At 63.8% G+C, this 25,895-nt stretch carries 29 protein-coding genes; all 29 read left to right on the top strand.

Annotated elements, in window-relative coordinates; all coding sequences use genetic code 11:
- Positions 1-18: 18 nt before the first annotated feature.
- The 29 genes from F8R15_RS07505 to F8R15_RS07365 all read left to right on the top strand — a co-directional run bounded on the left by F8R15_RS07505 (position 19) and on the right by F8R15_RS07365 (position 25,894).
- Positions 19-1,179, top strand: coding sequence for an isovaleryl-CoA dehydrogenase (locus F8R15_RS07505; protein WP_152844143.1), 1,161 nt, complete (start codon positions 19-21; stop codon positions 1,177-1,179).
- On the top strand, positions 1,179-1,694 hold the full coding sequence (locus F8R15_RS07500; RefSeq protein ID WP_152844142.1) for a lysozyme inhibitor LprI family protein: 516 nt from the start codon (positions 1,179-1,181) through the stop codon (positions 1,692-1,694). Before F8R15_RS07505 ends, F8R15_RS07500 begins: the two co-directional genes overlap by 1 nt.
- The gene (locus tag F8R15_RS07495) at positions 1,691-2,218 is read left to right on the top strand and encodes a lysozyme inhibitor LprI family protein (RefSeq protein ID WP_152844141.1); all 528 of its coding nucleotides are present in this window, start codon (positions 1,691-1,693) and stop codon (positions 2,216-2,218) included. Before F8R15_RS07500 ends, F8R15_RS07495 begins: the two co-directional genes overlap by 4 nt.
- Positions 2,215-2,679 (top strand): lysozyme inhibitor LprI family protein, encoded by a 465-nt coding sequence (locus F8R15_RS07490; RefSeq protein ID WP_152844140.1) that lies wholly within the window; start codon positions 2,215-2,217, stop codon positions 2,677-2,679. Before F8R15_RS07495 ends, F8R15_RS07490 begins: the two co-directional genes overlap by 4 nt.
- Positions 2,676-4,280: a carboxyl transferase domain-containing protein gene (locus tag F8R15_RS07485; RefSeq protein WP_078603804.1), complete on the top strand. Its 1,605-nt coding sequence runs from the start codon at positions 2,676-2,678 to the stop codon at positions 4,278-4,280. Before F8R15_RS07490 ends, F8R15_RS07485 begins: the two co-directional genes overlap by 4 nt.
- A gap of 130 nt (positions 4,281-4,410) precedes the next feature.
- Positions 4,411-6,327, top strand: coding sequence for an acetyl/propionyl/methylcrotonyl-CoA carboxylase subunit alpha (locus F8R15_RS07480; RefSeq protein ID WP_152844139.1), 1,917 nt, complete (start codon positions 4,411-4,413; stop codon positions 6,325-6,327).
- Positions 6,324-6,992, top strand: a complete 669-nt coding sequence (locus F8R15_RS07475; RefSeq protein ID WP_152844138.1) for a glutathione S-transferase family protein — start codon at positions 6,324-6,326, stop codon at positions 6,990-6,992. Before F8R15_RS07480 ends, F8R15_RS07475 begins: the two co-directional genes overlap by 4 nt.
- Positions 6,985-7,848 carry a hydroxymethylglutaryl-CoA lyase gene (locus F8R15_RS07470; protein WP_152844137.1) on the top strand — a complete coding sequence of 288 codons (864 nt, stop codon included), beginning with the start codon at positions 6,985-6,987 and terminating at the stop codon, positions 7,846-7,848. Before F8R15_RS07475 ends, F8R15_RS07470 begins: the two co-directional genes overlap by 8 nt.
- Positions 7,841-8,623: a crotonase/enoyl-CoA hydratase family protein gene (locus F8R15_RS07465; RefSeq protein ID WP_152844136.1), complete on the top strand. Its 783-nt coding sequence runs from the start codon at positions 7,841-7,843 to the stop codon at positions 8,621-8,623. The genes F8R15_RS07470 and F8R15_RS07465 overlap by 8 nt, the downstream gene beginning before the upstream one ends.
- A 297-nt stretch (positions 8,624-8,920) precedes the next feature.
- A complete protein-coding gene (locus F8R15_RS07460; protein ID WP_078519432.1) occupies positions 8,921-9,286 on the top strand; it encodes an NADH-quinone oxidoreductase subunit A in 366 nt (121 codons plus the stop codon).
- Complete coding sequence (locus F8R15_RS07455; RefSeq protein ID WP_075774728.1) at positions 9,286-9,810, top strand: NADH-quinone oxidoreductase subunit B family protein; 525 nt, start codon at positions 9,286-9,288, stop codon at positions 9,808-9,810. The genes F8R15_RS07460 and F8R15_RS07455 overlap by 1 nt, the downstream gene beginning before the upstream one ends.
- A 12-nt stretch (positions 9,811-9,822) precedes the next feature.
- Complete coding sequence (locus F8R15_RS07450) at positions 9,823-10,434, top strand: NADH-quinone oxidoreductase subunit C (RefSeq protein ID WP_078519431.1); 612 nt, start codon at positions 9,823-9,825, stop codon at positions 10,432-10,434.
- Entirely contained in the window at positions 10,431-11,675 is a 1,245-nt protein-coding gene (locus F8R15_RS07445; RefSeq protein WP_078546608.1) for an NADH-quinone oxidoreductase subunit D, read from the top strand. Before F8R15_RS07450 ends, F8R15_RS07445 begins: the two co-directional genes overlap by 4 nt.
- Entirely contained in the window at positions 11,675-12,913 is a 1,239-nt protein-coding gene (locus tag F8R15_RS07440; protein ID WP_152844135.1) for an NADH-quinone oxidoreductase subunit E, read from the top strand. Before F8R15_RS07445 ends, F8R15_RS07440 begins: the two co-directional genes overlap by 1 nt.
- A 49-nt stretch (positions 12,914-12,962) precedes the next feature.
- Positions 12,963-13,871 carry a hypothetical protein gene (locus F8R15_RS07435; protein WP_152844134.1) on the top strand — a complete coding sequence of 303 codons (909 nt, stop codon included), beginning with the start codon at positions 12,963-12,965 and terminating at the stop codon, positions 13,869-13,871.
- A gap of 10 nt (positions 13,872-13,881) precedes the next feature.
- Positions 13,882-14,097, top strand: coding sequence for a DUF5337 family protein (locus F8R15_RS07430; protein WP_078570253.1), 216 nt, complete (start codon positions 13,882-13,884; stop codon positions 14,095-14,097).
- Between the two features lie 10 nt (positions 14,098-14,107).
- The gene (gene nuoF / locus F8R15_RS07425) at positions 14,108-15,403 is read left to right on the top strand and encodes an NADH-quinone oxidoreductase subunit NuoF (RefSeq protein WP_078539526.1); all 1,296 of its coding nucleotides are present in this window, start codon (positions 14,108-14,110) and stop codon (positions 15,401-15,403) included.
- A complete protein-coding gene (locus F8R15_RS07420; RefSeq protein WP_152844133.1) occupies positions 15,400-15,903 on the top strand; it encodes a DUF3291 domain-containing protein in 504 nt (167 codons plus the stop codon). Before nuoF ends, F8R15_RS07420 begins: the two co-directional genes overlap by 4 nt.
- Entirely contained in the window at positions 15,900-16,397 is a 498-nt protein-coding gene (locus tag F8R15_RS07415; RefSeq protein ID WP_078519424.1) for a DUF5333 family protein, read from the top strand. Before F8R15_RS07420 ends, F8R15_RS07415 begins: the two co-directional genes overlap by 4 nt.
- 3 nt (positions 16,398-16,400) lie before the next feature.
- The gene (locus tag F8R15_RS07410) at positions 16,401-16,733 is read left to right on the top strand and encodes a hypothetical protein (protein WP_152844132.1); all 333 of its coding nucleotides are present in this window, start codon (positions 16,401-16,403) and stop codon (positions 16,731-16,733) included.
- Between the two features lie 53 nt (positions 16,734-16,786).
- The gene (nuoG, locus tag F8R15_RS07405; protein ID WP_152844131.1) at positions 16,787-18,820 is read left to right on the top strand and encodes an NADH-quinone oxidoreductase subunit NuoG; all 2,034 of its coding nucleotides are present in this window, start codon (positions 16,787-16,789) and stop codon (positions 18,818-18,820) included.
- Between the two features lie 14 nt (positions 18,821-18,834).
- Entirely contained in the window at positions 18,835-19,245 is a 411-nt protein-coding gene (locus tag F8R15_RS07400) for a hypothetical protein (RefSeq protein ID WP_172976187.1), read from the top strand.
- A 15-nt stretch (positions 19,246-19,260) separates the two neighbouring features.
- On the top strand, positions 19,261-20,298 hold the full coding sequence (nuoH, locus tag F8R15_RS07395) for an NADH-quinone oxidoreductase subunit NuoH (protein ID WP_078599295.1): 1,038 nt from the start codon (positions 19,261-19,263) through the stop codon (positions 20,296-20,298).
- Positions 20,299-20,301: 3 nt separating this feature from the next.
- Complete coding sequence (gene nuoI, locus F8R15_RS07390; RefSeq protein WP_075774482.1) at positions 20,302-20,793, top strand: NADH-quinone oxidoreductase subunit NuoI; 492 nt, start codon at positions 20,302-20,304, stop codon at positions 20,791-20,793.
- Complete coding sequence (locus tag F8R15_RS07385) at positions 20,790-21,200, top strand: carboxymuconolactone decarboxylase family protein (protein WP_078519420.1); 411 nt, start codon at positions 20,790-20,792, stop codon at positions 21,198-21,200. The genes nuoI and F8R15_RS07385 overlap by 4 nt, the downstream gene beginning before the upstream one ends.
- Positions 21,197-21,805, top strand: coding sequence for an NADH-quinone oxidoreductase subunit J (locus F8R15_RS07380; RefSeq protein ID WP_078519419.1), 609 nt, complete (start codon positions 21,197-21,199; stop codon positions 21,803-21,805). Before F8R15_RS07385 ends, F8R15_RS07380 begins: the two co-directional genes overlap by 4 nt.
- 49 nt (positions 21,806-21,854) lie before the next feature.
- Positions 21,855-22,160, top strand: a complete 306-nt coding sequence (gene nuoK / locus F8R15_RS07375) for an NADH-quinone oxidoreductase subunit NuoK (RefSeq protein WP_075774485.1) — start codon at positions 21,855-21,857, stop codon at positions 22,158-22,160.
- Between the two features lie 6 nt (positions 22,161-22,166).
- On the top strand, positions 22,167-24,356 hold the full coding sequence (gene nuoL / locus F8R15_RS07370; protein WP_078546626.1) for an NADH-quinone oxidoreductase subunit L: 2,190 nt from the start codon (positions 22,167-22,169) through the stop codon (positions 24,354-24,356).
- On the top strand, positions 24,356-25,894 hold the full coding sequence (locus F8R15_RS07365; RefSeq protein ID WP_078519417.1) for an NADH-quinone oxidoreductase subunit M: 1,539 nt from the start codon (positions 24,356-24,358) through the stop codon (positions 25,892-25,894). Before nuoL ends, F8R15_RS07365 begins: the two co-directional genes overlap by 1 nt.
- Position 25,895 lies beyond the last annotated feature (1 nt).

Raw genomic sequence — 25,895 nt, 5'->3', positions numbered from 1 at the left:
ACCGGGGGAGGAGATCCGATGTTCGCAGGTTCGATGGAGTTCGATCTGGGCGAGGATATCGCCGCACTGCGCGATATGGTGCGCCGTTGGGCGTCCGAGCGTGTGGCCCCGATCGCGGCCAAAACCGATCTGGATAATGAGTTTCCGAACGAGCTTTGGACCGAGATGGGCGAGCTTGGCCTGCTCGGGATCACCGTGTCGGAAGAATATGGCGGGGCCGGGATGGGCTATCTCGCCCATGTCGTGGCCACCGAGGAAATCGCGCGGGCCTCGGCCTCGATCGCGCTCAGCTACGGCGCGCATTCCAACCTCTGCGTGAACCAGATCAAGTTGAACGGTTCTGACGCGCAGAAGAAGAAATACCTGCCCGGGCTGATCTCGGGGGAGGCCGTCGGCGCGCTGGCGATGTCGGAATCCGGCGCGGGCTCGGATGTGGTGGGCATGAAGCTCAAAGCCGAGAAGCGCAACGGCTACTACGTCCTGAACGGCCATAAATACTGGATCACCAACGGCCCCGATGCCGATACGCTCGTGGTCTATGCCAAGACCGACCCGGAGGCGGGCTCCAAGGGTATCACCGCCTTCATCGTCGAGAAGGATTTCAAAGGTTTCTCGACCTCCAAGCATTTCGACAAGCTCGGCATGCGCGGCTCGAACACGGCGCAGCTGTTCTTCGAGGATTGCGAAGTGCCGTTCGAGAATGTGCTGGGCGAAGAGGGGCGCGGCGTGCGCGTCCTGATGTCGGGGCTCGATTACGAGCGCGTGGTGCTTTCGGGCATCGGCACCGGCATCATGATGGCCTGCCTCGACGAGGTCGTGCCCTATTGCAAGGAGCGCGAGCAGTTTGGCCAGCCGATCGGGAATTTCCAGCTCATGCAGGGCAAGATCGCCGATATGTATGTCGCGATGAACACCGCGCGCGCCTACACCTACGAGGTCGCGAAGGCCTGTGATCGTGGCGCAGTGACGCGTCAGGATGCGGCGGCGACCGTGCTTTATGCCTCCGAGCAGGCGATGGTGCAGGCGCATCAGGCGGTGCAGGCCCTTGGCGGCGCCGGGTTCCTCAACGACTCCAACGTCTCGCGCCTGTTCCGGGATGCGAAGCTGATGGAAATCGGCGCGGGCACCTCGGAAATCCGCCGGATGCTCATCGGTCGCGAGATCATGGGAGCCGTCTGATGCGGGCGGGCGCTCTCCTCCTGATCGGGCTTGCAGCGCCACTGGCGGCGCAGGCCCAAGGGGCAGGGGCGGATTTCGATCCGGCCCCTTTGGAGAGCTGCCTGTCGGGCGAAGGTGACCCTGCGTCGTGCATCGGCAAAGCGGCGGAGCACTGCATCGGCGATGATGCAAGCGTCCCCGACCGCCGCGCCTGCTATGATGCCGAGCGCGCCCTCTGGTCCGACCGGGCGGCAACAGCCCTCGACAGCTTGCGCCGGGCGGCGGCGGCCAGCGACGCGGCGCAAATCGTGGCGGGCAAGTCTCCGTCCGGATTGCAAGGCGCGCAGCTGGGTGAGGCGGAAGCCGCCTGGGCGCGCTACCGCGATGGCGCCTGCGCCTATGGGTCCGCGCTGCAGGGCGCGGGTGCGGAGGCGGACGAGGCGCGCTGCCTGATGCGCAAGACTGCCGAACATGCGCTGGAACTGCAGATTTGGGCCGAGACGCTGTCCGCTCAAGGCAAGGGAGGGACGCAATGAAGACGCTTTGGATGGTCGCTGTCGCCATGCTGGGCCTATCGGCCACTGCCGCGCGGGCCGAGGGCATTCCCGTCACCTATGATCCGCAGGTTATCACGGCCTGTCTTGCGGCAAAGAGCGGACCCGCGCGCAGCGCCTGTATCGGGCTCGGGGCTGCACATTGCATGACCGTCGACAATGCCGGCTCGAGCAATGCGGGCATGGGCTTTTGTTTCGGCGCAGAACGCGACGATTGGGACGCGCGCCTGAATGCAGCCTATCAGACGATCGTTGCACAGGACGGCAAGATGGATGCGGAACTGAAAGAGCTGGGCTCCGCCGCGCCACCGCAGGTGCCTGCACTGAAAGAGATGCAGCGCGCATGGATCGCCTATCGCGATGCGTCCTGCACCTATGAAATGTCGACTTGGGGCGGCGGCTCGGGCGCAGACCCGGCCGGATCGCAATGTGAAATGCAACTGACCGGAGCGCAGGCGCTACGCCTGATCGCGCGCGCCGAGCAGCTTGAAGGAGATACCCAATGAAAGGGCTGGCAATCGTCGCGGCACTGATCTGTGCCACACCCGCGTTGGCGCAGGAGCCGAGCGTCGATCCGGACGCGGTGCGTGCCTGTTTCGACGGGGCGAAGGATACGCATCCCGCCTGTATCGGCGAGGCGGCCGCGACCTGTCAGGGTCAGCCGGGCGGCGATACGACGCTCGGAATCTCGGCCTGTCTGCAAGGCGAGGCGCAGGTCTGGGACGATATCGCGAAGTCGCAATATAAGGCGGCGCGCGCCCGTCTGCTGGAGCAGGGCGGCACGGAGCTCGCCAACAAGCTGCTCGATGCGCAAAGCGCGTGGGGGCAGTATCGCGACGCCGATTGCGGGCTGCTCTATGAGATTTGGAAGGACGGCACGATCCGCACGGTCGTGGCGTCGCAATGCTACCTCGAGCGTACGGCGCAACGCGCGCTGGAACTGCGCGATTTGGGGAGGATGGAATGAAACTGTTATCGCAGGCCCTGACCTCGTCGGAGGACTTTCAGGCCAATCGCAAGGCGCATCTCGACGCGCTGTCGCAGATCGAAACCGCAGCCGCGCAGGCCGCAGCAGGCGGCGGCCCCGCCGCGCTGGAGCGGCACCTGTCGCGCGGCAAGATGGCGCCGCGCGAACGGGTGGCGGGACTCTTGGATCCCGGCTCGCCGTTTCTGGAAATCGGCGCGACGGCTGCGCATGACATGTATGGCAATGCCGCGCCCTGCGCAGGCGTGATCGCCGGGATCGGCCGGGTGCAAGGCCAAGAGGTCATGGTGGTCGCCAACGACGCCACCGTGAAGGGCGGCACCTATTACCCGCTGACGGTGAAGAAGCACCTGCGCGCACAGGAAATCGCCGAGGAAAACCATCTCCCCTGCATTTACCTCGTCGACTCGGGCGGCGCGAACCTGCCCAATCAGGACGAAGTCTTCCCCGATCGCGACCATTTCGGGCGCATCTTCTACAATCAGGCCCGGATGTCCGCGAAGGGCATCGCGCAGATTGCGGTGGTGATGGGGTCCTGCACGGCGGGCGGTGCCTATGTGCCCGCGATGTCGGATGTGACGATCATCGTGAAGGAGCAGGGCACGATCTTCCTCGCAGGCCCGCCTCTGGTGAAGGCCGCAACAGGCGAGGTTGTGACCGCCGAGGATCTTGGCGGCGGCGATGTGCATACGCGCCTCTCCGGCGTGGCCGATTACCTCGCCGAAGACGATGCCCATGCTTTGGCGCTGGCGCGCCGCGCGGTTGGCAATCTCAACTACACGAAACCTTCGACGGTGAACTGGCAATCGCCAGAGGAACCTGCCTACGACCCCGAGGAAATCCTCGGCGTCGTCCCGGCGGACCTGCGCACGCCCTACGATATCCGCGAGGTGATCGCGCGTCTGGTGGACGGCTCGCGCTTCGACGAGTTCAAACCGCGCTTCGGCGAGACGATCGTCACCGGCTTCGCCCATGTGAAAGGCTGTCCCGTCGGCATCGTCGCCAATAACGGCGTGCTGTTCTCGGAAGCCGCCCAGAAGGCCGCGCATTTCATCGAGCTGTGCTCGCAGCGCTCGATCCCGCTTGTCTTCCTGCAAAACATCACCGGCTTCATGGTCGGGCGCAAATACGAGAACGAGGGCATCGCGCGTCATGGCGCGAAGATGGTCACCGCCGTCGCCACCACCTCGGTGCCGAAGATCACAATGCTGGTCGGCGGCTCCTTCGGGGCTGGCAATTACGGCATGGCGGGCCGGGCCTATTCCCCGCGCTTCCTCTGGACCTGGCCCAACTCGCGGATCTCCGTGATGGGCGGCGAACAGGCCGCAGGCGTGCTCGCCACCGTCAAACGCGACGGGATCGAGCGCAAGGGCGGCCAGTGGTCGGCGGAAGAAGAGGCCGAGTTCAAGCGCCCCACCATCGAGATGTTCGAGCGCCAGTCGCATCCGCTCTACGCCTCGGCGCGGCTCTGGGATGACGGCATCATCGACCCGCGCAAATCGCGCGACGTGCTGGCGCTCTCGCTCTCCGCCGCGCTCAACGCTCCGATCGAGCCGACCCGCTTCGGCCTGTTCAGAATGTAACTTTCATGCCTCCGGCGGGGATATTTGGACCAAGAGGAAGTTCAAAGCTTCGACTTGGCCGAAATATCCCGGGGGGCTCCGCAGGAGCGGGGGCAGCGCCCCCTCCGACGCTCTCAAAGGGGAGACCGACATGTTTTCCAAGATCCTGATCGCCAATCGCGGGGAGATCGCCTGCCGCGTGATCGAAACCGCACGCAAACTGGGCGTGGCGACCGTCGCCGTCTATTCCGAGGCCGACGTCGAGGCGCGCCATGTGGCGATGGCCGATGAGGCGGTGGCCATTGGCGGCCCCGCGCCGAAAGACAGCTATCTGCGCGGTGATGCGATCATCGACGCCGCCAAACAGACCGGCGCGCAGGCGATCCATCCGGGCTACGGGTTCCTCTCGGAGAACCCCGATTTCGTCGATGCCGTCGAGGCGGCTGGGCTGGTCTTCATCGGCCCCTCGGCCAAGGCGATCCGCGCGATGGGGCTCAAGGATGCGGCCAAGGCGCTGATGGAGAAGGCGGGCGTGCCCGTCGTGCCGGGCTATCATGGCGACAATCAGGACCCCGAGCACCTCGCGGGCGCAGCCGACACGATCGGCTATCCGGTGCTGATCAAGGCGGTTGCGGGGGGCGGCGGCAAGGGTATGCGGCTGGTCGAGGCGCCGTCCGAATTCGCCGATGCGCTGGCCTCCGCGCAGGGCGAGGCGCAGACCGCCTTCGGCAATCCCGCCGTTCTGATCGAGAAATTCATCGGCTCGCCGCGCCATATCGAAGTGCAGGTCTTCGGCGATGGCGCGGACGCGGTGCATCTGTTCGAGCGCGACTGTTCGCTCCAGCGGCGCCACCAGAAGGTGATCGAAGAGGCCCCGGCGCCGGGCATGACGCCCGAGATGCGCGAGGCGATGGGGCAGGCGGCCACCCGTGCCGCCGAGGCGATCGGCTACAAGGGCGCGGGCACGGTGGAGTTCATCGTGGACGGCTCGGACGGGCTGCGCCCGGATCGGTTCTGGTTCATGGAGATGAACACCCGCCTGCAGGTCGAGCATCCCGTGACCGAGGCGATCACCGGCGTCGATCTGGTCGAATGGCAATTGCGGGTGGCGAGCGGTGAGCCGCTGCCCTGCGCCCAAGACGATCTGACGATCACCGGCCACGCGTTCGAGGCGCGCCTATATGCGGAAGACGTGCCCGCGGGCTTCCTGCCCGCGACGGGGACGCTCTCGCATCTGCGCTTCGCCGATGGGTGCCGTGCCGATACCGGGGTGCGCACCGGCGACACGATCAGTCCGTGGTATGACCCGATGATCGCCAAGGTCATCACCCATGGGCCGACGCGGGCGACCGCGCTGGGGCAGCTCGCGCGGGCTTTGGAAGAGACGGAAGTGGCGGGCACGGTGACGAACCTTGCCTTCCTCGCGCGGCTCGCGCGGCACGAGGGCTTCGCGCAGGGCAAGGTCGATACCGGGCTGATCGGGCGCGAGATCGACGCGCTCGCCGCCCCGACCGAGACGCCGATTGCCGCAAAAGCGCTGGCCGTGATCGCCGCGGCCGGGCTTTGGGATGGTGACGCGAGCGGCTTCAGCCTCTGGCAGTCGCCGCGCCGCGCGGTGCCCTTCGAAGAAGAGGCCGCGATCCGCGTGCACGGGCCGGGCCATGTCACGGTCGAGCTGGGCGAGGAGGCTCATACGTGCCAACTGGCCGAGGATGGCTGGCGGGTGGATGGTGCCAAGACCGGGGCGCGGATGGCGCAGTCGGACGGGGCGATCACGATCTTCCTGCATGGCGCGCATCGCTTCGATATCCCCGACCCGCTGGCGCGCGGGGCAGATGCCGACGCTTCCGATCTGACGCTCGCGCCGATGCCGGGGCTGGTGAAGGCGGTCTTCGTCTCTGCCGGAGATACGGTGGCGGCGGGGGACCGGCTTGCCATCATGGAAGCGATGAAGATGGAACACACGATGCGCGCAGCCCGCGACGGTGTGGTGGCCGAAGTTCTGGTGACTGAGGGCGCGCAGGTCGAAGCGGGCGCGGCGCTCATCCGGCTGGAGGACGAGGCATGATCCGACTGCATCACATCCCCGGCGCGCGCTCGATGCGGGTGCTGTGGCTGCTGGAGGAGATGGGGCTCGAGTACGAGCTTCAGACATGGTCGCTCACCGATGGCTCGCTGCGCAGCCCGGAGTTTCGCGAACTCTCGCCCGCCGGGCGCATCCCGGCGCTGGAGGTCGACGGGCGGTCGATCTTCGAGAGCGGCGCGATCGTCGAATACCTGACCGAGACGCGGCCCGAGGCGGGGCTGGCCCCGGTCACGGGGGAACCCACCCGCGCGGATTTCCTCGAATGGGTGCATTTCGCGGAGACGCAGGGCAACATCCTGCAAAGCCTCAACATTCAGCACATCTTCCTGCGCCCGCCCGAGGCGCGCTCGCCGGCGATGATGGCGCTCGAGACGAAGCGGCTTGGCGTGACGATGAAGGCGCTCGAGGCGCATCTGGTCGGGCGCGACTGGCTGATCGGAACGTTCTCGGCGGCCGATTGCATGATGGGGTTCAATATCGACGCGATGTTCCGCTTCGTGCCGCGCGAGAGCTTCCCGAACATCTCCGCCTATCGCGACCGGATCGAGGCGCGGCCTGCCTATCAGCGCGCGGTCGCGAAGGGCGGGGCGAGCATGTATGCGCAGGATTTCTACGAGCTGCCCCCGATGGAGCAAACCAATGGCTGAGAGCGTCGAAATCTTCGAGATGGCCCCGCGTGACGGGCTGCAGAACGAAAAGCGCCAGATCGCGCTTTCCGACAAGATCGCGCTGGTCGATTGCCTGAGCCGGGCCGGGTTCCGCCGGATCGAGGTGGGGTCTTTCGTCAGCCCGAAATGGGTGCCGCAAATGGCCGACTCGGCGGAAGTCTTCGCCGGGATCACGCGCCGCCCCGGTATTTCCTACGCGGCGCTGACGCCGAACATGAAAGGCTATGAGGCGGCGAAAGCGGCCAAGGTCGATGAGGTTTCGATCTTCGCCTCCGCCTCCGAGGGATTTTCGCGCGCGAACCTCAATTGTTCGATCAGTGAAAGCCTGGAGCGGTTCGCGCCGATCATGGAGGCTGCGAAAGTCGATAATATGAAAGTCCGCGGCTACATCTCTGTCGTCACGGATTGCCCATTCGATGGGAAAACGCCGCCGGAGAACGTGGCCCGGGTCGCGGAGCAACTGCGCGACATGGGCTGTTACGAGATCAGCCTCGGCGACACGATCGGGCAGGGTACGCCCGAAAGCGTGACGGCGATGCTGCGCGCGGTGTTGGAGGAAGTTCCGGCTGAGAAGCTCGCCGGACATTTCCACGACACCTCCGGGCGGGCGCTGGAGAATATCGAAGCCTCGCTGGCGATGGGCCTGCGGGTATTCGACGCCTGCGTCGGCGGTTTGGGCGGATGCCCCTATGCGCCCGGCGCGGCTGGCAATGTTGCGACGGAGGCGGTGCAGGCGCGTCTCGAAGCTTTGGGCTACGAGACCGGGCTGGATACGACCGTTCTGGCCGAGGCGGCCGCGATGGCGAAGAAGATGAAAGGGCAGGGCGATGTTTGAGACGATCAAGACCGAGACCGATGCGCGCGGCATCGCGCGGCTCACGCTGGCACGTTCGGGGAAGCATAATGCGCTCTCCGAGCAGATGATGGAAGAGATCACCGCGGCGATCGGCCAGCTTGGCGCGGACGATGCGGTGCGCGTCGTGATCCTCGCCGCCGAAGGGCGCAGCTTCTGTGCGGGTGGCGATCTGAAATGGATGCAGAGCCAGATCGCGGCGGGCGCGAAAGAGCGCGCGGCGGCGGCGCGCAAGCTCGCGGGGATGCTGCAGGCGCTCAACACCTGCCCGAAACCGGTGATCGGCGCGGTGCAGGGCAACGCCTTCGGTGGCGGGATCGGCATGATGTCGGTCTGCGACGTGGCCATCGGTGTCGAGGGCGCGAAATTCGGGCTGACCGAAACGCGGCTGGGCCTGACGCCCGCGACGATCTCTCCTTATGTCGTCGCGCGCATGGGCGAGGCGCGGGCACGCCGCGTCTTCATGTCCTCGCGGATCTTCGAGGCCGCCGAGGCGCGCGATCTGGGGTTGCTGGCCAAGGTGGTTCTGCCCGAGGTGCTGGAGCGCGCCGTGATGGCCGAGGCCGAGCCCTATCTCGCCTGCGCGCCGGGTGCTGTGGGCGAGGCCAAGGCCTTGGTCCGCGCGCTGGGGCCGCGGATCGACGAGAGCGTGATCGACATGACGATCGAGGCGCTGGTGACTCGCTGGGAATCCGCCGAGTCGGACGAAGGAATCACTGCGTTTTTCGAGAAGCGCGATCCGGCGTGGAAAGCTTAAGGCAGCCTTAAGTAGCGCCCCGCAACGTGCAGGGCGAATATTCCGAAAATTCAAAGCGCCGTTAAGTTTGATCAAAGGCTGCGCTGCTGCAAAAGCGGCGCAGTCCAACGCGGGCAGGCTCTGAGCGGCGCTCGAAGCGCAAAAAATTCGCATACATTCGTATGCAAAAAGCATCTGTGGCCCGCATTTGCATGATTTTCCGGCCTGCTCTCGGTTGACCCCAATGGGGCGCAAGGCTATTGCTCGCCTAGCCAGAACCTGCGCGACAAGTCGTCGCGATGTTAGGGAGCCAAGCCCATGCATGACATGCTGCGCGAATATCTTCCCATCCTCATCTTTCTCGCCATGGCGATCGTGTTGGGCCTTGTGCTCATGCTCGCTGCGGCAGTGGTGGCGGTCCGCAATCCCGACCCTGAGAAGGTGTCGGCCTACGAATGCGGCTTCAACGCCTTCGACGATGCCCGGATGAAGTTCGACGTTCGTTTCTACCTCGTTTCCATCCTCTTCATCATTTTCGATCTCGAAGTGGCCTTCCTCTTCCCTTGGGCGGTGGCCTTCGGTCAGCTTTCCATGGTCGGATTCTGGTCGATGATGGTCTTCCTGACGGTTCTGACCGTAGGATTCGCATATGAGTGGAAGAAAGGGGCGCTGGAATGGGCGTGATGACCTCTGCCAATACCGCCGGTGCGGATCGCGAAGTCGCGACGCAGACGCTGAACAAGGAATTGCAGGATAAAGGCTTCCTGCTGACCTCCACCGAAGACATCATCAACTGGGCGCGCAACGGCTCGCTGCACTGGATGACCTTCGGCCTCGCCTGCTGCGCCGTCGAGATGATGCAGGTGTCGATGCCGCGCTACGACCTCGAACGCTTCGGCACCGCGCCGCGCGCCTCGCCGCGCCAGTCCGATCTGATGATCGTCGCCGGCACCTTGACCAACAAGATGGCGCCCGCTCTGCGCAAGGTCTACGACCAGATGCCCGAGCCGCGCTACGTGATCTCGATGGGCTCCTGCGCGAATGGCGGTGGCTATTACCACTACAGCTATTCGGTGGTACGCGGCTGCGACCGCGTCGTGCCGGTCGATATCTACGTTCCGGGCTGCCCGCCCACGGCGGAGGCGCTGCTTTACGGCATCCTTCAGCTGCAACGCAAAATCCGCCGCACCGGCACGCTGGTGCGCTGAGGAGAGCGAGAGATGGACGATACTGCCCTTCGCGAACTGGCCGGCCATATCGAGCTGAAGCGCCCCGATGACGTGGTCTCCACCGAGATCGCCTTCGACGAGCTGACGGTCACGATCACCGCGCAATCCGTTCCCGGGTTCACCGAGTTCCTGCGCGACGATCCGAATTGCCGCTTCACCAACCTCGTGGACATCACGGCCATCGACTGGCCCGAACGCCCGCAGCGCTTCGATGTCGTCTGGCATTACCTGTCGATGTATCGCAACCAGCGCATCCGCATTAAGGCGGCGGTCCGCGAAGAGGACATGGTGCCCTCGATCACCAAGCTGCACCCCTGTGCCGATTGGTTCGAGCGCGAGATTTTCGACATGTTCGGCATCCTGTTCTCGGGCCATCCGGACCTGCGCCGTCTGCTGACCGATTACGGGTTCCGCGGCCATCCGCTGCGCAAGGATTTCCCGACGACGGGCTATGTCGAAGTGCGTTACGACGAAGTGCTCAAGCGCGTCGTCTATGAGCCGGTGAAACTGACGCAGGAATACCGGCAGTTCGATTTCCTCTCGCCATGGGAAGGTGCGAAATACATCCTTCCCGGTGACGAGAAGGGCGAGGAGGCGAAATGATGGACGGCGATATCCGCAACAATGTCTATGATGACGGCTCGAGGGACACGCTGACCGACGAGCAGCGCATCCGCAATTTCAACATCAACTTCGGTCCCCAACACCCGGCCGCCCACGGCGTGCTGCGCATGGTGCTGGAGCTGGACGGCGAGGTCGTGGAACGTGCCGACCCGCATATCGGGCTGCTGCACCGTGGCACCGAGAAGCTGATGGAAAGCCGCACCTATCTGCAGAACCTGCCTTACTTCAATCGCCTCGACTATGTCGCGCCGATGAACCAGGAACATGCATGGTGCCTCGCCATCGAGAAGCTGACCGGCGTGGAAGTGCCGCGTCGCGGCTCGCTGATCCGCGTGCTCTACTCGGAAATCGGGCGCATCCTGAACCACCTGCTCAACGTGACGACGCAGGCGATGGACGTGGGCGCGCTGACGCCGCCGCTCTGGGGTTTCGAAGAGCGCGAGAAGCTGATGGTCTTCTACGAGCGGGCCTGCGGCGCACGTCTGCACTCGGCCTATTTCCGGCCCGGCGGCGTCCACCAGGACCTGCCGCCGAAGCTGCTCGACGATATCGAGGCATGGGCGCATGAGTTCCCGAAAGTGCTCGACGATATCGAAGGGCTGCTGACCGAGAACCGCATCTTCAAGCAGCGCAACGTCGATATCTGCGTCATCTCCGAGGAAGAGATCCAGCAATGGGGCTATTCCGGCGTGATGGTGCGTGGCTCCGGCCTTGCATGGGACCTGCGCCGCGCGCAGCCCTACGAATGCTATGACGAGTTCGACTTCCAGATTCCGATCGGCAAGAACGGCGATTGCTACGACCGCTACCTCTGCCGGATGGCGGAAATGCGCGAGTCGACCAAGATCGTGCTTCAGGCGATCGAGAAGCTGCGGATGCCGGAAAATCAGGGCGACGTGCTTGCCCGCGGCAAGGTGACCCCGCCGAAGCGGTCGGAAATGAAGCGCTCGATGGAAGCGCTGATCCACCACTTCAAGCTTTATACCGAAGGCTTCCACGTCCCCGCGGGCGAGGTTTATGCCGCCGTCGAAGCGCCCAAGGGCGAGTTCGGCGTCTATCTGGTGGCCGACGGCACGAACAAGCCGTATCGCGCGAAGATCCGCGCTCCGGGTTACCTGCATCTGCAATCCATGGATCACGTCGCCAAGGGGCACATGCTCGCCGACGTTTCTGCAATCATCGGCACGATGGATATCGTGTTCGGGGAGGTTGACCGCTAATGCTTCGCCGTCTTTACCCGGAACAACCCGATAGTTTCGAGTTCACGCCCGAGAACCTCGCATGGGCCAAGGCCCAGATGACCAAGTTCCCGGTCGGCCGTCAGGCCTCGGCGATCATCCCGCTGCTGTTCCGCGCGCAGGAACAGGAAGGCTGGCTGAGCCGTCCGGCGATCGAAACCGTCGCCGAAATGCTCGACATGCCCTATATGCGGGCGCTCGAGGTCGCGACCTTCTACTTCATGTTCCAGCTGGCCCCGGTCGGCTCGGTCGCCCACCTGCAGATCTGCGGCACCACCTCGTGCATGATCTGCGGCGCGGAAGACCTGATGAAGGTCTGCAAGGAAAAGATCGCCGCCGAGCCGTTCCAGCTCTCGGACGATGGCAAGTTCTCGTGGGAAGAGGTCGAGTGCCTCGGCGCCTGCGCGAACGCACCGATGATGCAGGTCGGCAAGGATTACTACGAAGACTTGACCGAGGAGAGCCTCGCGAAGCTGATCGACGAGATGGGCAAGGGCGATGTGCCGAAGCCCGGCTCGCAGACCGGCCGCTTCTCGTCCGAGCCCGCCTCGGGCCTCACTGCGCTCACCGAGTCCAAGGGCGACAAGGAAGAGTACAACGCATCCGTTGGCTGGGCGCTGGCGATCGGCGACACGATCAAGCGCATCGACGGCACCGAAGTGCCGCTTGCCGCACCGTGGCAAAGCTCGGGCCAGCGCGGCCCGATCGGCACGATGGGGCAGGAGCGTCCGCGCTCTGCCGCGCAACAGGATGAAGAGCGTAAGGCCGCCAAGAAAACCGAGGCCAAGCCCGCCAAGGACACGCCCGCCGACAAGACCGGCGTGACGAAATCCGAAGCGCAGGCCACCTCGAAGGCCCGCCCGGAGTCCAAGCGTGAGCCCGAAGGCACGGAGGCCGACGCGAAACCCGAGACCGCGCAGGCAGAGGCGGGCGAGAAGCCCAAGCTGCTCGACGCACCGCGCGACGGTGGCGCCGATGACCTGAAGATGATCAAGGGCGTCGGGCCGAAGCTCGAGACGCTTCTGCATTCGATGGGCATTTATCATTTCGACCAGATCGCTGGCTGGACCGATGCGGAACTCGCTTGGGTCGACAGCAATCTCGAAGGGTTTAAAGGTCGCGCGACGCGCGACGACTGGAAAGGTCAGGCAGAGAAACTGGCCAGCGGGGCGGAGACCGAATTCTCGTCGCGCGCAAAGAAAGACGGCATTTACGAATAAGCGCAACAGGGTAGAACCGCCGTTCGGCGGAGTGAATGGAGAAACGGGAATGGGTGATCAGACACAAGGGTGCCGCGGCAAGGCGGGTATCTGGGCAGGTATTACGGGGCTTGTGGTCACCGTATTCCTGATGGTCGTGGCGCATGAGCCCTTCCTCGTGGCTCTTTTCCTCGGTCTGATGACCTTCCTGCTGTTCGGCGCCTTCCTGATCTGGGCATTCTGCTCCGAACATGGCGCGCCGGGCGCGGCTGACGGCACCGGCGCCTCCTCCGACGACTCCGCAATTCCCGAAAGCCCGGTCGAAACCTTCAACGCCTCGTCTCCGGAAGGGGTGGCAGCCCAAGCGCAGGCAGCAGCGGCGGCACCGACGCCCGCAGCCGAACGCGAAGTGGCGCGTGCCGACACCATGACGCCCAAGGACGAAGCGGCCACGCCCGAGGCGGACAAGCCCGAGCCCGGCCCGACAACCAAGCCTGCGACGGAAGAGGCCGAGGCCGAGGAGCCCAAGGCCGAGCCTAAGGCGGAAGAGCCTAAAGCCGAAGAGCCGAAAGCGGCGCCCAAGGCCAAGTCCGAGAGCGACGACACAAACCCGCTCTCTGCCATGTCGGCGCAGGTCGCGGACAAGCCCGCCGCCAAAAGCGCGGCAGGCCAACCCGAGGCCGCCGAGGGCGACGGCAAGAAGCCGCGCGGCCTCAAGCAGCCACGCAAGGCGGGTGCCGACGATCTCAAGAAGATCGAAGGCGTCGGGCCGAAGCTCGAAGAAGTGCTGAACGGCTGGGGCATCTACCATTACGACCAGATCGCGAAATGGGGCCCCGAAGAGATTGCCTATGCGGACCAGAACGTGCCGCGTTTCAAAGGCCGCTGCACCCGCGACAAGTGGGTCAGCCAGGCGAAGATCATCGTCGAGGACGGCATGGATGCGTTCCTCGAACGGGCGAAGACGAACGATTACTGAGCGGGGGTGAATGAGCCAGATCGACGAGCACGACAGGGCGTTGGGGCGTAAAGCCGCCCTTATCATCGCCGTCGCCACGATCCTCTGGCTCCTCCTGCAATGGATCGGACAACAACAGGGCTGGTCGGCGCAGGTCGCGCTGATCGGCGATCTCGCGGCGATAGCCGCCTATATCTACGCGCTGGCACTCGTCTGGCGCATCTGGCGCCGGAAATCCGGCAAGTGAGGGAAGCGATATGCTGAAGGATCAAGACCGGATCTTCACCAATCTCTACGGGATGCATGACCGCTCTCTGCAGGGCGCGAAGATGCGCGGGCATTGGGACGGCACTGGCGAGATCCTGTCGAAAGGCAAGGATTGGATCATCGAGCAAGTGAAGGCCTCGGGCCTGCGCGGGCGCGGTGGGGCAGGCTTCCCGACGGGTCTCAAGTGGTCCTTCATGCCGAAGGAAAGCGACGGGCGCCCGGCCTTCCTCGCGATCAATGCCGACGAGTCCGAGCCCGCGACCTGCAAGGACCGCGAAATCATGCGCCACGATCCGCATACGCTGATCGAAGGCGCGCTGATCGCCGGTTTCGCGATGGGGGCTGCGGCCGCCTACATCTACATCCGCGGCGAGTATGTCCGCGAGAAAGAGGCGCTGCAGCGCGCGATCGACGAGGCCTATGAAGACGGGCTGATCGGCAAGAACGCCTGCGGCTCCGGCTACGATTACGACGTCTATCTGTCGCACGGCGCAGGCGCCTATATCTGCGGCGAGGAAACGGCGCTGCTGGAGAGCCTCGAAGGCAAGAAGGGCATGCCCCGGATGAAGCCGCCGTTCCCGGCGGGCGCGGGCCTCTACGGTTGCCCGACCACGGTGAACAACGTGGAATCCATCGCCGTTGTCCCGACTATCCTGCGTCGCGGCGCGGAGTGGTATGCAGGCTTCGGTCGTCCGAACAACACCGGCGTGAAGCTGTTTGCGATGTCGGGCCACGTCAACACGCCCTGCGTGATCGAAGAAACCATGTCGATCTCGATGAAGGAACTGATCGAGAAGCATGGCGGCGGCGTCCGTGGCGGCTGGAAGAACCTCAAGGCGGTGATCCCGGGCGGCGCGTCCTGTCCGATCCTGCCCGCAGATCAATGCGAAGACGCGATCATGGATTACGACGGCATGCGCGAGCTGAAATCCAGCTTCGGCACCGCCTGCATGATCGTCATGGATCAGAATACCGACGTGATCAAAGCCGTCTGGCGCCTGTCCAAGTTCTTCAAGCACGAGAGCTGCGGCCAGTGCACGCCCTGCCGCGAAGGCACCGGCTGGATGATGCGCGTGATGGACCGTCTGGTGCGCGGCGAGGCCGAGATCGAAGAGATCGACATGCTGTTCGACGTGACCAAACAGGTCGAAGGCCACACGATCTGCGCGCTCGGCGACGCAGCCGCCTGGCCGATCCAGGGCCTGATCCGTCACTTCCGCGAAGAGATCGAAGACCGCATCAAGGCCCGCAAGACGGGCCGCATGGGGGCGATGGCTGCCGAATGAAGCAACCCGCCGGATATCACCTGGCCGAGCTGAATATCGGCCGACTGGTTGCCGAACCGGGCGACCCGCGTGTGGAGGCTTTCATGAAAGCCCTCGACGCGGTGAACGGCATTGGCAAGCGGTCGGACGGGTTCGTCTGGATGATGGAGGGCTCGGGCGAGCCCGGCACCGGCAATACCGAGGCCAAGATCGGCGGCGACCCGTGCTTCGTGTCGAACCTGACGGTCTGGGAAGACGTGGAAAGCCTCGAGAAATTCGTTTGGAACACTGTGCATCGCGCCTTCTACGAGCGCCGCGCGGAGTGGTTCGAACTTCTCGGTCAGCAGCATTTCGTCATGTGGTGGGTGCCCGCGGGCCATCAACCCACGCTCGACGAGGCGCTGGAACGGCTCGAAGACCTGCGCGCGAATGGCGCGTCCGAGCGTGCCTTCGGCTGGAAAGACCTGCCGCAAGCCACGCTCTGGAAGACGCGCGCCTGTGCGCCGGAGGTGGCGGCATGAACCTCTCGATCAAACTCTTCTCGCTAGCACTGGTCGCGACAGTTCTCTCAGGCTGCGTGCCGAGCGGCACCATCAAATTGTCGGAAAAGGGCGACGTGCGCGAGGAAGCCCTGAGCGAGATGGTTGCGATGAAGAAAGCCAGGATGCTTTCGGAGAATTGTCGGCGCATGTCTTTGATCACGCTTGGCTATAATGAGTTTCGCGACACCGACATGCGCATTGCCCTGACGGAAAAGGCAAAGGCGCAGGGATATACACGGCGCGATCTGTCGAAATGGGCGTCCAAGCTCGACCATGCCACGCTTCAGAACGATCTCATGAATTACATCAAGTCGCGCAAACTCGTGTTCGGCGAACCGCTGACCTTCTGTGAAGCGGGCGAAAAAGAAATCGCGATGAAGAGCCAGATCGGATCTTACCTCTATATCCGCGATATCCATGGCAAAACACGCGAAGAGCTGGGCGTGACCATCCCGAAACCGGAGGGGAAATAGGGCATGGCAAACGACAGGATGACAGCCGGACTGGCGAAAGGCGCTGTTGCCATGATCTTGCCAACGCTTTTGGCAGGCTGCATGGGCACTCCGGGCGGCAACGAAGCCTCCAAGGGTCCGCGCCGACTGGCGGCAATCGAGGGCTACACGGCTGCCTATGACGCGAACGGCGCGCTTGTCGTGATGCGGCAGGCCGCGCCCTTTGGAAATGACGAGGGCGCCGAGGCCAAGCGGGCCGCGAACGCCATCTGCGGCGGGGCTGTGGCCTCGTCGATCGACGATACATACCGGGACGGCGCTTGGGTCTTCCCGATGGGCTGCGGACACGCGGCCTGACCTAAAACCCGCGCGGGGGCAACCTCGCGCCCGAAGAGACGAGACGGATAGCCATGGCTGACCTGAGAAAGATCATCATCGACGGGAACGAGGTCGAGGTCGATCCGAACCTCACGCTGATCCAGGCGTGCGAACAGGCGGGGATCGAGATCCCGCGCTTCTGCTACCACGAGCGTCTGTCGATCGCAGGCAACTGCCGGATGTGTCTGGTGGAAGTCGTGGGCGGCCCGCCGAAGCCTGCTGCCTCCTGTGCGATGCAGGTGCGTGACATGCGCCCGGGGCCGGAAGGCGCGCCGCCGGTGATCAAGACGAACTCGCCGATGGTCAAGAAGGCCCGCGAGGGGGTGATGGAGTTCCTGCTCATCAACCACCCGCTCGACTGTCCGATCTGCGATCAGGGCGGCGAATGCGATTTGCAAGACCAGGCAATGGCTTACGGGGTGGACTTCAGCCGCTACCGCGAGCCCAAGCGCGCCGCGACCGAGCTGAACCTCGGCCCGCTGGTCGAGACCCATATGACGCGCTGCATCTCCTGCACCCGCTGCGTACGCTTCACCACCGAAGTCGCGGGCATCACCCAGATGGGCCAGACCGGCCGGGGCGAGGATGCGGAAATCGCGAACTATCTGAACATGACGCTCGACAGTAACATGCAGGGCAACATCATCGACCTGTGCCCGGTGGGCGCGCTGGTCTCCAAGCCCTACGCGTTCACCGCGCGTCCGTGGGAACTGACGAAGACCGAGACCGTCGACGTGATGGACGCCGTGGGCTCGAACATCCGCGTCGACACCAAGGGGCGCGAAGTGATGCGCATCCTGCCGCGCAACAATGACGACGTGAACGAGGAGTGGATCTCCGACAAGACCCGCTTCGTCTGGGACGGTCTGCGCCGCCAGCGTCTCGACAAGCCTTACGTCCGCGTCGACGGCAAGCTGAAGCCCGCAAGCTGGGGCGAGGCGCTGAGCGCCGCCGCCGAGGCGATGAAGGGCAAGAAAGTTGCCGGTCTCGTGGGCGATCTGGTCTCGACCGAGGCGGCTTTCTCGCTCAAGCAGCTGATCGACGGTCTGGGTGGCACCGTCGAATGCCGCACCGATGGCGCGCGTCTGCCGATCGGCAACCGCTACGGCTATGTCGGCAACGCGACGATCGCCGATCTGGATAACGCCGAGATGGTGCAGATCATCGGCGCGAACCCGGCGGTGGAAGCGCCCGTTCTGAACGCCCGCATCCGCAAGGCCTGGGCCAAGGGCGCGAATGTGGGCCTCGTCGGCGAAGCCTGCGATCTGACCTATGACTACGTCCATGTCGGCACCGACCGCGCCGCTCTGGCAGAACTGTCGGGCAAGACGATCTCGGACGAGACGAAGGCGAAGAACACCGTCGTCATCATCGGGCAGGGCGCTCTGAACGAAGCCGATGGCGAGGCGGTTCTGGCCCATGCGATGAAGCTGGCCGAGAACTCGAACGCCAAGTTCATGGTGCTGCATACCGCTGCGGCTCGCGTGGGTGCGATGGATGTGGGCGCTGTGACCGAGGGCGGTCTGCTCGCGGCTATCGACGGCGCCGAAGTGATCTACAACATGGGCGCCGACGAGGTGGAGATCACCCCGCGCGCCGAGGGCGGTCCCTTCGTAATCTATCAGGGCAGCCACGGCGATCGCGGGGCCAACCGCGCCGACGTGATCCTGCCGGGCGCGGCCTATACGGAAGAAAACGGCCTCTTCGTGAACACCGAAGGGCGTCCGCAGCTTGCCTTCCGCGCGGCCTTCCCGCCGGGCGAGGCGAAAGAGAACTGGGCGATCCTGCGCGCGCTCTCGGCCGAGCTGGACGCCAAGCAGCCTTGGGACACGCTCGCCGGTCTGCGCCGCGCGATGGTGGCAGAGGTGCCGCATCTGGCGCAGGTCGATGAGGTTGTGGAGAACGAAGTGCAGGCGATCGAGCCGCGCGACATGGGCAAGGCGACCTTCCGTCTGCCGATCCACGAATTCTACCTGACCAACCCGATCGCACGGGCCTCCGTCGTGATGGGCGAATGCGCGAGCCTCGCGAAAGCGCGGGCCGAAGCGCCGGTTGCTGCCGAGTGAGGTTGAGACGGATGATGCAGACCCTGCCCAATATCGCACCGCTCGCCCCCGGCCTTCTGGCCGGTCTGGCGGCGTGCACGCCGACCGGCGGGGCGCAGGGGGATAGCGCGGTCAAACCGGACTATCGGGGCACCGAGACACGGCTCCTCGACAGCGATCTGGTGGAGATACGCGCGCGCGTCTCGGGCGAGGGCGCTGGCGAGAAAGCGGCGACCGATTATGCCCAATGCGCAGCCGCGCAATATGCGCTGGTGCGCGGCTATGGATTTGCGCGCCACGTGCGCACGAATGTGACTGAAGAGGGTGGCATCTGGCGGGCAGATGCGGTCTACACCATCTCGCCCGCCTTGCCGCAGGGACTCAAGACGATCGACGCGGAAGTGACCGTCGCCGATTGCAAGGATCGCGGCATTCCGACCGTATGAAGAGAGTGGGACATCATGGCTGAATTCTTCGCGACACCTTTCGGGATCTTCCTGCTGATCGTGCTGCAGAGCTTGGCGGTTATCGCCTTCGTGATGCTGTCGATGATCTGGCTGGTCTATGGCGACCGTAAGATCTGGGCTGCCGTGCAGATGCGTCGCGGGCCGAACGTCGTCGGGCCCTGGGGCCTGATGCAGACCTTCGCGGATGCGCTGAAATATGTGGTCAAGGAAATCGTCGTGCCGGCGGGTGCCGACAAGTTCGTCTATTTCCTCGCCCCTATCCTGAGCTTCGTGCTGGCGATGCTGACCTTCGCGGTGATCCCCTTCGCCGACGGTTGGGTGCTGGCCGATATCAACGTCGCACTGCTGTTCGTCTTCGCGGCCTCCTCGCTCGAGGTCTACGGCGTGATCATGGGCGGCTGGGCGTCGAACTCGAAATACCCGTTCCTCGGCTCGCTCCGCTCGGCGGCGCAGATGATCTCCTATGAGGTCTCGATCGGCCTGATCATCATCGGGGTGATCATCTCGACCGGCTCGATGAACCTGTCGACCATCGTGCGCGCGCAGGATACCGGCTGGGGCCTGCTGGGCTGGTACTGGCTGCCGCACCTGCCGATGGTGGCGCTGTTCTTCATCTCGGCGCTGGCCGAGACCAACCGCCCGCCCTTCGACCTTCCGGAAGCGGAATCCGAACTCGTTGCGGGCTTCATGGTTGAATACAGCTCGACCCCGTATCTGCTGTTCATGGCCGGCGAATATATCGCGATCTGGCTGATGTGCGCGCTGATGTCGATCCTGTTCTTCGGCGGCTGGCTGTCCCCGATCCCGGGCCTGCCCGACGGGGTGCTGTGGATGTTCGCCAAGATGGTGTTCTTCTTCTTCATGTTCGCGATGGTGAAGGCGATCGTGCCGCGCTACCGCTACGACCAGCTCATGCGGATTGGCTGGAAAGTCTTCCTGCCGCTGTCGCTGGCGTGGGTGGTGATCATCTCCTTCCTCGCGAAATTCGAAATCTTCGGGCACTTCTGGGCCCGCTGGGCGATGGGGAGCTGATAGATGGCTTTCGACTATAACCGCGCTGCCAAGTATTTCCTGCTGGTGGACTTCATCAAAGGCTTCGGTCTGGGGATGCGCTACTTCTTCGCGCCGAAACCCACGCTGAACTACCCGCACGAGAAAGGGCCGCTGTCGCCGCGCTTCCGTGGCGAGCACGCCCTGCGCCGCTACCCCAACGGGGAAGAGCGCTGCATCGCGTGCAAACTGTGCGAGGCGATCTGCCCGGCGCAGGCGATCACGATCGACGCGGAACCCCGCGCCGACGGCTCGCGCCGCACGACGCGCTACGATATCGATATGACGAAATGCATCTATTGCGGCTTCTGTCAGGAAGCCTGCCCGGTGGATGCGATCGTCGAAGGTCCGAATTTCGAATTCTCGACCGAGACCCGCGAGGAGCTGTTCTACGACAAGCAGAAGCTCCTTGAGAACGGGGCCCGCTGGGAAGCCGAGATTGCCCGCAACCTCGAACTGGATGCGCCTTACAGATGACCGACGATTTTTCGAAACTCTTTAGCAACATGATGGAGCAGTCGGCCGAGATGGCGCGGCTGTTCAATCCGGCGCTGGAAAGTTTCAATCCGGCTGCGATGGAGAAACTCTTCCCCACCATGTCGAAGGACATGATGGAGATGTGGTTCGGCAAGACCTTCAACCGCGAAGGGCTCGACAGCCGGACGCGGCTTCTGGTGACGATCGCCGCGCTCACGGTGCTGGGCGCGCAAGCGGACTCGCAGCTGCGCCTGACGATCCGCCACGCGCTCGAGGCCGGGGCCACGCAACGCGAGATCGCCGAGGTGATCTTTCAGATGAGCATGTTCGGCGGGGTGCCCGCCATGACCCGCGCGCTCGAGATCGCGCAATCGGTCTTCGACGAGAATTCGGGAGAGAACGAATGACGGTGTTTGCTTTCGCCTTCTACCTTTTCGCCATTACGGCGGTGGTCGCGGGCTTCATGGTGGTGATTTCCAAGAACCCGGTCCATTCGGTGCTCTGGCTGATCCTCACCTTCCTGTCGGCGGCGGGGCTTTTCGTGCTGCTGGGCTCGGAATTCGTCGCGATGCTCTTGATCATCGTCTATGTCGGCGCGGTCGCGGTGCTCTTCCTATTCGTGGTGATGATGCTCGATGTCGACTTCGCCGCGCTCAAGGGCGAGCTGGCGCGCTACATGCCGCTGGGCCTGCTGATCGGGGTCGTGATGCTGGTGCAGCTGGGCATCGCTTTCGGCGCATGGCAGACCTCCGGCATGGCGGAAAGCCTGCGTGCCGATCCGGTGCCCGAGGGCATGACCAACGCGCAGGCGATCGGCCTGCTCGTTTATGACAAATACCTCTACCTCTTCCAGACGGCGGGCCTGATCCTGCTGGTCGCGATGATCGGGGCGATCCTTCTGACGCTGCGCCATCGCACCAACGTCAAGCGCCAGAACGTCATCGCGCAGATGCATCGCGATCCGTCCAAGACGATGGAAATGGTGGACGTCAAACCGGGGCAGGGGCTGTGAGCGAACAAAAGCAAGCGAAAAACGCGAGTTCGGAAACGAGGGTGAACGCATGATCGGATTGGAACATTACCTTGGCGTGGCTGCCGCGCTGTTCGTGATCGGCATTTTCGGGATCTTCGTGAACCGCAAGAACGTGATCGTCATCATGATGTCGATCGAACTCATGCTGTTGGCGGTGAATATCAACCTGGTGGCCTTCGCGGCCTATCTGGATGACCTCGTCGGACAGATCTTCACCCTCTTCGTGCTGACCGTTGCGGCAGCCGAGGCCGCGATCGGCCTTGCGATCCTCGTGGTCTTCTTCCGCAACCGCGGCTCGATCGAGGTCGAAGACGTCAACGTGATGAAGGGATAAGGGACGATGGAAACGATCATTCTCTTTGCGCCGCTGGTCGGTGCGATCCTTGGTGGCTTCGGCTGGCGGGTGATCGGCGAAAAGGGCGCGATGGTCCTGACCACGGGCCTTCTGTTCCTCGCCGCTCTGCTCAGCTGGATCGTGTTCCTTACGCTGGGCGATCAGACGCAGCACATTCACGTCCTGAACTGGATCACCTCGGGGGAGCTGGACGTCTCGTGGGCGATCCGGATGGACCGACTGACCGCGATCATGCTGATCGTGGTGACGACGGTCTCCTCGCTCGTGCATCTCTACTCGTGGGGCTACATGGCCCATGACGAGAATTTCGACGAAGGGAAGGGCGAGAACTACAAGGCGCGCTTCTTCGCCTATCTGTCCTTCTTCACCTTCACCATGTTGATGCTGGTGACCTCGGACAACCTGCTGCAGATGTTCTTCGGCTGGGAAGGCGTCGGTGTCGCCTCCTACCTGCTGATCGGCTTCTACTACAAGAAACCCTCGGCCAACGCGGCGGCGATGAAGGCCTTCATCGTCAACCGTGTCGGCGATTTCGGCTTCCTGCTGGGGATGTTCGGTCTGTTCTACATGACCGGCTCGCTGCAGCTGGACGACGTCTTCTCGGCGGCCCCGGCTTTGTCAGAGACCAATCTCGACTTCCTCTGGGGGTCCTGGAACGCGGTGGAGCTCTGCGCCTTCCTGCTCTTCGTGGGCGCGATGGGCAAATCGGCGCAGCTCTTCCTGCACACGTGGTTGCCGGACGCGATGGAAGGCCCGACGCCTGTGTCGGCGCTGATCCACGCCGCGACCATGGTGACCGCAGGCGTGTTCCTCGTCTGCCGCATGTCGCCGGTCTATGAATACGCTCCGCATGCGCAGACCTTCATCGTCGTGATCGGCGCCTCGACCGCCTTCTTCGCCGCGACCGTGGGTCTGGTGCAGAACGACATCAAGCGCGTCATCGCCTATTCGACCTGTTCGCAGCTGGGCTACATGTTCGCCGCGGCCGGTGTAGGCGTCTATTCGGTGGCGATGTTCCATCTGCTGACCCACGCGTTCTTCAAGGCGCTGCTGTTCCTTTCGGCGGGCTCGGTCATCACCGCGATGCACCACGAGCAGGACATGCGGAACTATGGCGGCCTTCGCAAAAAGGTGCCGCTGACCTTCTGGGCGATGATCTTCGGCACGCTGGCGATCACCGGGGTCGGTATTCCCTTCACGCCGATCGGCTTCGCGGGCTTCCTGTCGAAAGACGCGATCATCGAGAGCGTCTGGGGCGGTTCCGGCGCGGGCTATGCCTTCTGGCTTCTGGTTATCGCGGCGGCCTTCACGTCCTTCTATTCGTGGCGGCTGATCTTCATGACCTTCTTCGGCAAACCGCGCGGCGATCATCATGCGCATGATCACGCGAAGGAAAGCCCCTGGGTCATGACGGTGCCGCTGGTGGTTCTGTCCTTCGGCGCGATCTTCGCCGGGATGATCTGGTACAACGTCTTCTTCGGCGATCACGCGAAGCTGGTGAAATTCTTCGGGCTTCCCGCCCATGCCGAGCAGACGGCGGATGCGGGTCACGCGACGAATGGCGAGGCTGCGCAGACCGGCGAGGGCACCCATGGCGCAACGCCGCCGGTGCCGGATGCGACCATGTCCGAAGATCAGGCCGAGGCCGAGCTGATGGACGAGGCCAAGACCTCGCCGGATGTCGGCGTCTCGACGGCGGTGATCAAGTATCCGGGCGTCGCACCTCAGGGCGCGATCTACATGGGTCAGGAAAACGAGGTCATCGACAAGGCGCACCACGCGCCGGCCTGGGTCAAGGTTTCGCCCTTCGTGGCGATGCTTGCAGGGCTTCTCGTGGCATGGCTGTTCTACATCAAGGACACCAGCCTGCCGAAGCGGTTCGCCGAGGCGCAGCCGGGCCTTTACCGCTTCCTGCTCAACAAGTGGTATTTCGACGAGCTGTACGAGCGCATCTTCGTGCGCCCGGCGCTCTGGTTCGGCTATCAATTCTGGAAGAAAGGGGACGAGGGCTCGATTGACCGAGTTATCGACGGCATGGCCGTCGGCATCGTCCCGACATTCACGAGGTTCCTTAACAGGATGCAATCGGGCTATCTGTTCCACTACGCCTTCGCCATGGTGATCGGGATTGTCGGTCTCATGCTCTGGGTCGTCCTCAACGGGGGGGCGAACTGATGCAACACCTGCTTTCCATCGTCATCTTCACGCCCGCCGTGGCGGCGCTGATCCTCGCGCTGGTTCTGCGCGGCGGCTCGCCCGAGGCGGACCGGAACGCGAAATGGGTGGCGCTGACCGCGACGTCGGTCACCTTCCTGATCTCGCTGTTCCTGCTGGCCGGGTTCGACCCGTCCAACACCGGCTTCCAATTCATGGAGAAATACAGCTGGATCATGGGGTTCCAGTACCGCGTGGGTGTCGACGGCCTGTCGATCCTCTTCGTGATGCTGACCACCTTCATGATGCCGCTGGTGATCGTCGGTAGCTGGAATGTGACCGACCGCGTGAAGGAATACATGATCGCCTTCCTCGTCCTCGAGACGCTGATGGTGGGCACCTTCGTCACGCTCGATCTGGTGCTGTTCTACCTGTTCTTCGAAGCGGGCCTGATCCCGATGTTCCTGATCATCGGTATCTGGGGGGGCAAGCAGCGCGTCTACGCCGCGTTCAAGTTCTTCCTCTACACCTTCTTCGGCTCGGTCTTCATGCTGGTGTCGATCATCTACATCTACTTCCACACCGGAACGACGGACATGCCGGGGCTGCTCGTCTACGAGTTCCCATACACACCGGTGCACATACTCGGGATAACGATCCCCGGCGGGGTGCAAACGCTGCTCTGGCTCGGCTTCTTCATCTCGTTCGCGATCAAGATGCCGCTTTGGCCGGTGCACACTTGGTTGCCTGCCGCGCACGTGCAGGCGCCGACGGCCGGTTCGGTCGTGCTCGCCGCGGTGCTGCTGAAGCTCGCCGATTACGGTTTCCTGCGCTTCTCGCTGCCGATGTTCCCGGTGGGCAACCTCGTGGTCGGCCCCTGGGCGATGTGGCTCGCGGTGATCGCGATCATCTGGACGTCGCTGGTGGCGCTGGTGCAGACCGATATCAAGCGCGTCATCGCCTATAGCTCGGTCGCGCACATGGCCGTCGTGCTGCTCGGGATCTTCTCGGGCACGCAGCAGGGCATCGAGGGCGGTATCTTCATGGTTGTCGCGCACGGTTTCACCTCGGCGGCGCTGTTCCTCGCGGTGGGTGTGGTCTACGACCGGATGCATACGCGTGAGATCTCGGCCTATGGCGGCCTCGTGAAGCGCATGCCCGCCTATGCGACGATCTTCATGTTCTTCACGATGGCCAATGTCGGCCTTCCCGGCACCGCCAATTTCGTCGGCGAGTTCCTGATCCTCGTGGGCGTCTTCCAGGTGAATACCTGGGTTGCGCTCTTCGCCACGACGAGCGTGATCCTGTCGGCGGCCTATGCGCTCTGGCTCTATCGCCGGGTCGTCTTCGGCGATCTGATCAAAGAGAGCCTGCGCTCGATCACCGACCTGAGCACGCGCGAAAAATGGATCTTCGCGCCGCTGGTCGCGATGACGTTGCTGCTCGGCGTCTATCCCGATCTGGTGACCAACATCATCGGGCCGTCGGTGACGCAACTCGTCCAGAACTATCACGATGCCTTGCCGGACAACCTTCTGTCCGACCTGGTCGAACACTGAG

It is taken from the genome of Thioclava sp. JE_KL1, assembly GCF_009296265.1.
Classification (GTDB): domain Bacteria; phylum Pseudomonadota; class Alphaproteobacteria; order Rhodobacterales; family Rhodobacteraceae; genus Thioclava.
Note: the sequence above shows the minus strand (reverse complement) of the source record. Positions and strands in the feature narration are given on the sequence as shown.

Excerpts from the sequence above, each read along its gene's own strand:
- F8R15_RS07385 (WP_078519420.1), top strand. The coding sequence starts at position 20,790 with ATGACCGACGATTTTTCGAAACTCTTTAGCAACATGATGGAGCAGTCG.
- F8R15_RS07380 (WP_078519419.1), top strand. The coding sequence starts at position 21,197 with ATGACGGTGTTTGCTTTCGCCTTCTACCTTTTCGCCATTACGGCGGTG.
- F8R15_RS07415 (WP_078519424.1), top strand. The coding sequence starts at position 15,900 with ATGAACCTCTCGATCAAACTCTTCTCGCTAGCACTGGTCGCGACAGTT.
- nuoF (WP_078539526.1), top strand. The coding sequence starts at position 14,108 with ATGCTGAAGGATCAAGACCGGATCTTCACCAATCTCTACGGGATGCAT.
- F8R15_RS07505 (WP_152844143.1), top strand. The coding sequence starts at position 19 with ATGTTCGCAGGTTCGATGGAGTTCGATCTGGGCGAGGATATCGCCGCA.
- F8R15_RS07470 (WP_152844137.1), top strand. The coding sequence starts at position 6,985 with ATGGCTGAGAGCGTCGAAATCTTCGAGATGGCCCCGCGTGACGGGCTG.
- F8R15_RS07450 (WP_078519431.1), top strand. The coding sequence starts at position 9,823 with ATGGACGATACTGCCCTTCGCGAACTGGCCGGCCATATCGAGCTGAAG.
- F8R15_RS07465 (WP_152844136.1), top strand. The coding sequence starts at position 7,841 with ATGTTTGAGACGATCAAGACCGAGACCGATGCGCGCGGCATCGCGCGG.
- F8R15_RS07480 (WP_152844139.1), top strand. The coding sequence starts at position 4,411 with ATGTTTTCCAAGATCCTGATCGCCAATCGCGGGGAGATCGCCTGCCGC.
- F8R15_RS07430 (WP_078570253.1), top strand. The coding sequence starts at position 13,882 with ATGAGCCAGATCGACGAGCACGACAGGGCGTTGGGGCGTAAAGCCGCC.
- nuoL (WP_078546626.1), top strand. The coding sequence starts at position 22,167 with ATGGAAACGATCATTCTCTTTGCGCCGCTGGTCGGTGCGATCCTTGGT.
- nuoI (WP_075774482.1), top strand. The coding sequence starts at position 20,302 with ATGGCTTTCGACTATAACCGCGCTGCCAAGTATTTCCTGCTGGTGGAC.
- nuoH (WP_078599295.1), top strand. The coding sequence starts at position 19,261 with ATGGCTGAATTCTTCGCGACACCTTTCGGGATCTTCCTGCTGATCGTG.
- F8R15_RS07500 (WP_152844142.1), top strand. The coding sequence starts at position 1,179 with ATGCGGGCGGGCGCTCTCCTCCTGATCGGGCTTGCAGCGCCACTGGCG.
- F8R15_RS07495 (WP_152844141.1), top strand. The coding sequence starts at position 1,691 with ATGAAGACGCTTTGGATGGTCGCTGTCGCCATGCTGGGCCTATCGGCC.
- F8R15_RS07365 (WP_078519417.1), top strand. The coding sequence starts at position 24,356 with ATGCAACACCTGCTTTCCATCGTCATCTTCACGCCCGCCGTGGCGGCG.
- F8R15_RS07475 (WP_152844138.1), top strand. The coding sequence starts at position 6,324 with ATGATCCGACTGCATCACATCCCCGGCGCGCGCTCGATGCGGGTGCTG.
- F8R15_RS07420 (WP_152844133.1), top strand. The coding sequence starts at position 15,400 with ATGAAGCAACCCGCCGGATATCACCTGGCCGAGCTGAATATCGGCCGA.
- nuoG (WP_152844131.1), top strand. The coding sequence starts at position 16,787 with ATGGCTGACCTGAGAAAGATCATCATCGACGGGAACGAGGTCGAGGTC.
- F8R15_RS07410 (WP_152844132.1), top strand. The coding sequence starts at position 16,401 with ATGGCAAACGACAGGATGACAGCCGGACTGGCGAAAGGCGCTGTTGCC.
- F8R15_RS07490 (WP_152844140.1), top strand. The coding sequence starts at position 2,215 with ATGAAAGGGCTGGCAATCGTCGCGGCACTGATCTGTGCCACACCCGCG.
- F8R15_RS07460 (WP_078519432.1), top strand. The coding sequence starts at position 8,921 with ATGCATGACATGCTGCGCGAATATCTTCCCATCCTCATCTTTCTCGCC.
- nuoK (WP_075774485.1), top strand. The coding sequence starts at position 21,855 with ATGATCGGATTGGAACATTACCTTGGCGTGGCTGCCGCGCTGTTCGTG.
- F8R15_RS07400 (WP_172976187.1), top strand. The coding sequence starts at position 18,835 with ATGCAGACCCTGCCCAATATCGCACCGCTCGCCCCCGGCCTTCTGGCC.
- F8R15_RS07440 (WP_152844135.1), top strand. The coding sequence starts at position 11,675 with ATGCTTCGCCGTCTTTACCCGGAACAACCCGATAGTTTCGAGTTCACG.
- F8R15_RS07435 (WP_152844134.1), top strand. The coding sequence starts at position 12,963 with ATGGGTGATCAGACACAAGGGTGCCGCGGCAAGGCGGGTATCTGGGCA.
- F8R15_RS07485 (WP_078603804.1), top strand. The coding sequence starts at position 2,676 with ATGAAACTGTTATCGCAGGCCCTGACCTCGTCGGAGGACTTTCAGGCC.
- F8R15_RS07445 (WP_078546608.1), top strand. The coding sequence starts at position 10,431 with ATGATGGACGGCGATATCCGCAACAATGTCTATGATGACGGCTCGAGG.
- F8R15_RS07455 (WP_075774728.1), top strand. The coding sequence starts at position 9,286 with ATGACCTCTGCCAATACCGCCGGTGCGGATCGCGAAGTCGCGACGCAG.